A 5,831-nucleotide genomic window follows, 5' to 3' on the forward strand; every position below is an offset into this window, starting at 1 on the left:
TCGCGCAGCTCGACCGGGTCGCCGGCGCTGAACTCGCCCTCGACGGCGGAGATTCCGGCGGGCAGCAGGGAGGTGCGCCGCTCCACCACGGCCCGTACGGCGCCGTCGTCGAGGGTGAGCGCGCCCTGTGGGGTGGAGGCGTGGGCCAGCCACAGGAGCCGGTCGGCGGAGCGGCGTCCGGTGGGGTGGAAGTAGGTTCCGGTGTCGCGGCCCGCGAGCGCGTCGGCGACGCGGCTGGCGGAGGTGAGGACGACGGGGATGCCGGCGGCGGTGGCGATGCGGGCGGCCTCGACCTTGGTGACCATGCCGCCGGTGCCGACGCCGGCCTTGCCGGCGCTGCCGATGGTGACGCCGGTCAGGTCGTCGGGGCCGGTGACCTCGGCGATCCGGGCGGCGCCGGGGGTGCCGGGCGGTCCGTCGTAGAGGCCGTCCACGTCGGAGAGCAGGACGAGCAGGTCGGCGTGGACGAGGTGGGCGACGAGGGCGGCGAGCCGGTCGTTGTCGCCGAAGCGGATCTCGTCGGTGGCGACGGTGTCGTTCTCGTTGACGACGGGGACGGCGCCCATCTCCAGGAGCTTGTCCAGGGTGCTGTAGGCGTTGCGGTAGTGGCCGCGGCGGCTGGTGTCGTCGGCGGTGAGGAGCACTTGGCCGACGCGGACGCCGTAGCGGGCGAAGGAGGCGGTGTAGCGGGCCACCAGGAGGCCCTGGCCGACGCTGGCGGCGGCCTGCTGCCGGGCGAGGTCCTTGGGCCGGCGGACGAGGCCGAGCGGGGCGAGTCCGGCGGCGATGGCTCCGCTGGAGACGAGGACGACCTCGCGTTCGCCGCCGTCCCTGACCTTGGCCAGGACGTCGACGAGGGCGTCGACGCGGTCGGCGTCGAGGCCGCCGGATGCGGTGGTGAGCGAGGAGGAGCCGACCTTGACGACGACCCTGCGGGCGCCGGTCACCGCCGGCTCGCGGCCCGACGGCCTCTGCTCTGCCACGTGCTTCCTCGCTCTGGATCGCCCCGGTGTCCGACGTGGGGCCCGTGTGCCGCCCCGGCACAGCACAGTACGCGAGCGGCCGTCCCCGCCGCCCGCCCGTTCCGCTCGGTGGACGCCGGGGGCGTCGGGTGAACGGGGTGCGGGACGGGCGGCGGGGACGGCCGCGGCGGGCTCAACCCTTCTGCTCGTCCTTGACGGCGAGCATCCGGTCCACGACCCGGGCGGCGGCGCGGCCGTCGGAGGGCTCGCAGAAGTCGACCCGGAACTGGGCGTACTTCTCCTTGTACTCCTCGCTCACCGCGTCGATGTTGCGGATCGCGGAGACCAGGTCCTCGGAGGTCTTGATCAGCGGTCCGGGGGCGCGGGAGGTGAAGTCGAAGTAGAAGCCGCGCAGGGTGTCGCGGTAGTGCTCCAGGTCGTACGTGAAGAACAGCATCGGCCGCCCGGAGTGCGCGAAGTCGAACAGCACCGAGGAGTAGTCGGTGATCAGCACGTCGGCGATCAGGTAGAGGTCGGCGATGTCCGGGTAGTACGTGACGTCGTAGACGAAGCCCTGTCCGGCGCCGGGGATGGAGTCCAGGACCTTGTGGTGCTTGCGGTAGAGCAGCACGTGGTCGTCGCCGAGCTCGCGCTTCGCGGCCTCGACGTCGATCTGGTTGTCCAGCTTGAAGCGGCGGCCGCCGTAGCGCTGGTCGTCGCGCCAGGTGGGTGCGTACAGGACGACCTTCTTGCCCGCGGGGATGCCGAGCTTCTCCCGCACGGCCGCGGCGCGCTTGACGCGGTCGGGGGCGTGGAAGACGTCGTTGCGCGGGTAGCCCGCCTCCAGGACCTCGCACTGGAGGCGGAAGGAGTTGGTCATGATCGGGGTGGTGAAGGCGTTCGGCGTGATGAACAGGCTGTACTGGCGCGAGCGCTGCGGGAGGCTCGCGATGTAGGCCAGGTTCGCCTTCGGAGTGCCGAGGAGGTCGGCGCCGATCCGCTTGAGCGGGGTGCCGTGCCAGGTCTGGACGACGACCTGGCCCTCGCGGCGGACGAACCACTCGCGGATGCCGCCGTTGGTGACGACGTACCGGCTGCGGGCCAGCGCCTCGTACCACTCCTTGCTGCCCCACTCGACGCCCCGGACGCCGGGCGGCAGGACGACCTGCTGGTCGTGGACCATCGCGATGTGCTCGACCTCGGTGCCGCGGCGCTTGAGCTCCTCGTAGACCGCGCGGGGCGAGTCGGAGAACTGCTTGCCGCCGAAGCTGTTGTAGAGCACGGCCTCGCGCAGCGGGAGCTTGCGCTGCTCGGGGGTGTAGACGTCGCGCATCAGCCGCTGGCGGTAGGCGCCGCGCAGCTCCGGGTCGAGGACCGGTCCGGACTCCACGAAGATCCGGTCGAAGTCGAGCCGCTCGACGGTGTACGTGCGGCGCTCGCCGCGGTGGGCCAGCGGCAGCGTGTTCACGAGGTCGGGGCGGATCGTGACGGGGAGGTCGCGGGTGTGGTCCCACTCGGTGCGCAGGCGCAGGCGCGGCATCCAGCGGCCGGCGCGCAGCGGCACGGTGCCCTCGTAGGTGGGCATGGTGTCCGGGCGCAGCCGGGCGGTGAAGCGGCCGTCGGCGAACTCGACGGGCAGCGGGCGGTCCTCGTTGCGGCCGGTGTGGCGCAGGACCATCTTCATCTGCTCGGCGGGGCCGGTGTAGACGCCGGAGAGGACCAGTTCGCCGTCGGCGGTCCACTCGACGCTGTCGACGAGCGGCTGGACCGTGCGGAGCTGGGGGGTGAAGTTCCCGGCGCCGTCGGTGAGGATCGCGAACTCGCGTCCCTCGGGCAGCGGGTGGACTCCGGTGACGGACTGCGCTCCGTTGGTGGCGCGGCGGGTGGTGCCGTCGGCGAAGACGATCTGCGCGCGGTACTTGACGGCCTTGCCGGGGCGTACGCCGTCGACGGGGAGGTCCGCGAAGGCGAGGCGGGCGGTGTGGCGGAGCCAGCCGTCGGCGCCGGTCTCGCCCTGCTGGAGCGGGAGGTCGGTGGCGAAGCCGCTCGGCTCGTGGTCGATGCGCAGGGCGGTGGGGTACTTGCCCGCGGGGGTGGTGACGCGGGAGCGCAGGGTGACGGTGAGGGCCTCGGCGTCGGCCTCCTGGGCGATGATCTCGGCCGGGACGACGTCCACGGAGAGTTTGAGCCGGTTGCGGTCGAAGCCGGCGACGAGGCGGACGCCGTCGTCCAGGACCCGGGTGTAGCTGTGGCCGGACGCGCCCGCGTTGTTCTTGGTGACGCTGCCCACGGACATGCCGCCGGGGCGCGGGATGCCGATGCCCAGGCGCCAGGTGCCGGGCTGCCACTGGCCGCGTACGCGCAGCCGGGACGGGTCGATGCCGATCTCGAAGCCGGACCAGTCGTAGGCGTGCAGGGCGCCCTTGGCCTCGGCGGTGGCGCGGGGTTCCAGGACGGTGCGGATCCGCAGCGGGAGGGTGGAGCGGCTGCCCTGGCGGCGGAGCACGGCGACGCGCAGCGAGCGCTTGCCGGTGGCCGAGGGGACGTTGGGGATGTAGGCGTAGCCCTTGACGAGGAGCTTGCCGTCCTCCCAGGCGAGGTCGAGGAGCTTGCCGCGTACGGGGAGTTCGCTGCGGTTGAAGTTGCGCACCGAGGAGGGGAGCGAGGAGCTCTCGACGCCGGGCAGTTCGATGCGGGCGCGCCGCAGACCGCGGACGGAGAAGGCTCCCGGGTTCTCGCGCTCGTAGTGCAGCAGGTCCACCAGCTCGTCACCGCGGCCACTGGCCGCCAGGTGCCACTTGACCCGGGCCATCGGGGAGAACTGGCGTACGACCTTGGGGGCGGCACGGGCCAGGAAGTCCTTGGCCGCCCGGTGGAATTCGGGGCGCTCCTCGACCGGAGTCTCCGGGAAGTACTTCATGAGCCGGCTGAGCTCGTCGGGAATCGCTTCGAGGGACGCCACGGGTGGAGGGCCTTTCCGGGGGGACGTGCAGATGATGAACCCCTGGAGGACGGGGCGTTAATGAGACGTCTCCAACCGTCTCATGGTTGCTCCACAGTATGACGTGACACCTCTCACAGGACGAACCGCCCCGGTCGCCGCCGGGGCGGGCGAAGGGGTTCCGGACCCCCGGGGCCGTCCGGTCAGGCGCGGTGGGCGCGGGGGGCGCGCACGACGCCGAGCAGCGCCCGGCGGGTCCTTCGGACCACCCGCCGGGCGAGGGAGGGGCGCGGCCCGTCCCGGGGCGCCTCGATCCGCCGGCCGCCGACCCATTCCGTGATGGTCACCCGGTAGGCCCGGTCGGGGAGCACGGAGCCCTCCCCGAAGTGCGGGTAGGCGAGGTGGAGGCGGGGCGGGTTCCCCCGGCGGACCAGTTCGGGCTCCTCCCCGGCGCGCAGGAAGGCGACGATGTCCAGGAGCAGATCGAGCCGGCCCTCGGCGAGGCACATGAGCCGCAGCCGTTCGTCGACCTTGAGGTTACGGCCGAGCTCCGGGGTCCAGTACGCCTTCATCAGCGGGGCGGCGAGCGCCATCTTCCGCTCACGGACCTCGGGTGTCTGCTTCAGCAGTCCGGGGCCGAACTGGGGCAGCAGCGTGATGACGAAGGGCCGCACCATCAGGACGTCGCGGCGGGGGCCGGGGGGCACGTACCGGGCGATGAGCCCCATGAGGGCGCGGGCGGAGTCGAAGCGGCGCCGGTAGCCGCCCTTCTTGGTCATCTGGTTGCGGTCCTCGCGGCCCACCAGGTAGTAGCAGGTGTAGTCGGCGACGACGGAGATCCCGTTGCCGCGGATGTACGCCTCCATCGTGAAGAGGGCGTCCTCGCCGGTCTTCAGCTTCTCGTCGAAGGCCATGCCGAGGCGTACGAGGAGGTCGCGCCGGAACAGTTTCTGCGCGCTCAACGTGAACTTGACGTTGGAGGAGTACAGGTCGGCGCGTTCGACGGTCTCCTTCCACATCGATTTCGCGGCGCCGCGATTGACGCCGACGATCTTCCCGAGCACCACGTCCGTGCCGGCCCGGTCCCCCATGGCGACCATGCGCTCCAGGGCCTCCTCGCCGAAGTAGTCGTCCGCGTCGAGGAAGAAGACGTACCGGCCGCGGGCGAGGCCGAGGCCCCGGTTGCGCGGGCCGCTGGGCCCGCCGGAATTCGCCTGCCGGACGACTCTCATGGGGATCGCGGTCCGGGCGGCGAACTCCTCCAGGCAGGCGCCGGTGCCGTCGGTGGAGCCGTCGTCGACGGCGACGATCTCCATGCGGTCCGCGCCGATGGTCTGCGCCTCGACGGACTCCAGGCACCGGACCAGGTAGGGCATCGCGTCATAGGCTCCGATGATCACACTGACATCGGGCTCGTCGTTCTTCCTGGGCATGTCGACCATGTACACCTGTCGATTTGATCACGAAATAAGATTTATCGCCCGACTCTGCACCTTTTGCTCATGCGCATACCGAACGACCCGTACCTCCCTCCCCCGAGGAGAGACGTACGGGTCGTGATCGGGGTTGCCCGATTTTCGGCCAGTTCGATCAGCTGTGCGGTGCCCGGCAGCGTGTCACCCACGCGCCGGTACGTCGCTCAGCGCAACGGCGAGGATCCCTCCGCGAGGGCTGTCCGGGCCTCCACCGACTCGGCCTCCGGTGCGTCCGGGTCCGCCGCGGCGTCGGCCTCGGCCACCGCCTGCGGATCGCCGGACCCGACGCCGCTGGTGACGGCCTCCTCGTCCGGCACCGCCACGGACCGGTCGCCGAGCCGCTGGGCCACGCCCAGGTTGCGGGCCTCGGCCTTGGCCGCCAGGGCCCGTACAGCGGCGTTGAACTGCTCCATGGAGGTCGGCTCGTCCGGCCCCAGGAGGTAGGTCTTCAGC

At 71.8% G+C, this 5,831-nt stretch carries 3 protein-coding genes and 1 pseudogene; all 4 read right to left on the minus strand.

Annotated features, from left to right (window positions below):
• The coding region (gene proB / locus DTB53_RS25805; RefSeq protein ID WP_256656856.1) for a glutamate 5-kinase at positions 1-983 on the minus strand (983 nt) is incomplete at its 3' end.
• 172 nt (positions 984-1,155) lie between these two features.
• Positions 1,156-3,924, minus strand: coding sequence for a CDP-glycerol glycerophosphotransferase family protein (locus DTB53_RS25810; RefSeq protein ID WP_003969210.1), 2,769 nt, complete (start codon positions 3,922-3,924; stop codon positions 1,156-1,158).
• Positions 3,925-4,106: 182 nt separating this feature from the next.
• Positions 4,107-5,345 (minus strand): glycosyltransferase family 2 protein, encoded by a 1,239-nt coding sequence (locus DTB53_RS25815; protein ID WP_012380996.1) that lies wholly within the window; start codon positions 5,343-5,345, stop codon positions 4,107-4,109.
• 197 nt (positions 5,346-5,542) lie between these two features.
• Positions 5,543-5,831: pseudogene (locus DTB53_RS25820) on the minus strand (hypothetical protein); the annotation flags it as partial.

It is taken from the genome of Streptomyces griseus, assembly GCF_900460065.1.
Taxonomy (GTDB): Bacteria; Actinomycetota; Actinomycetes; order Streptomycetales; family Streptomycetaceae; genus Streptomyces; species Streptomyces griseus.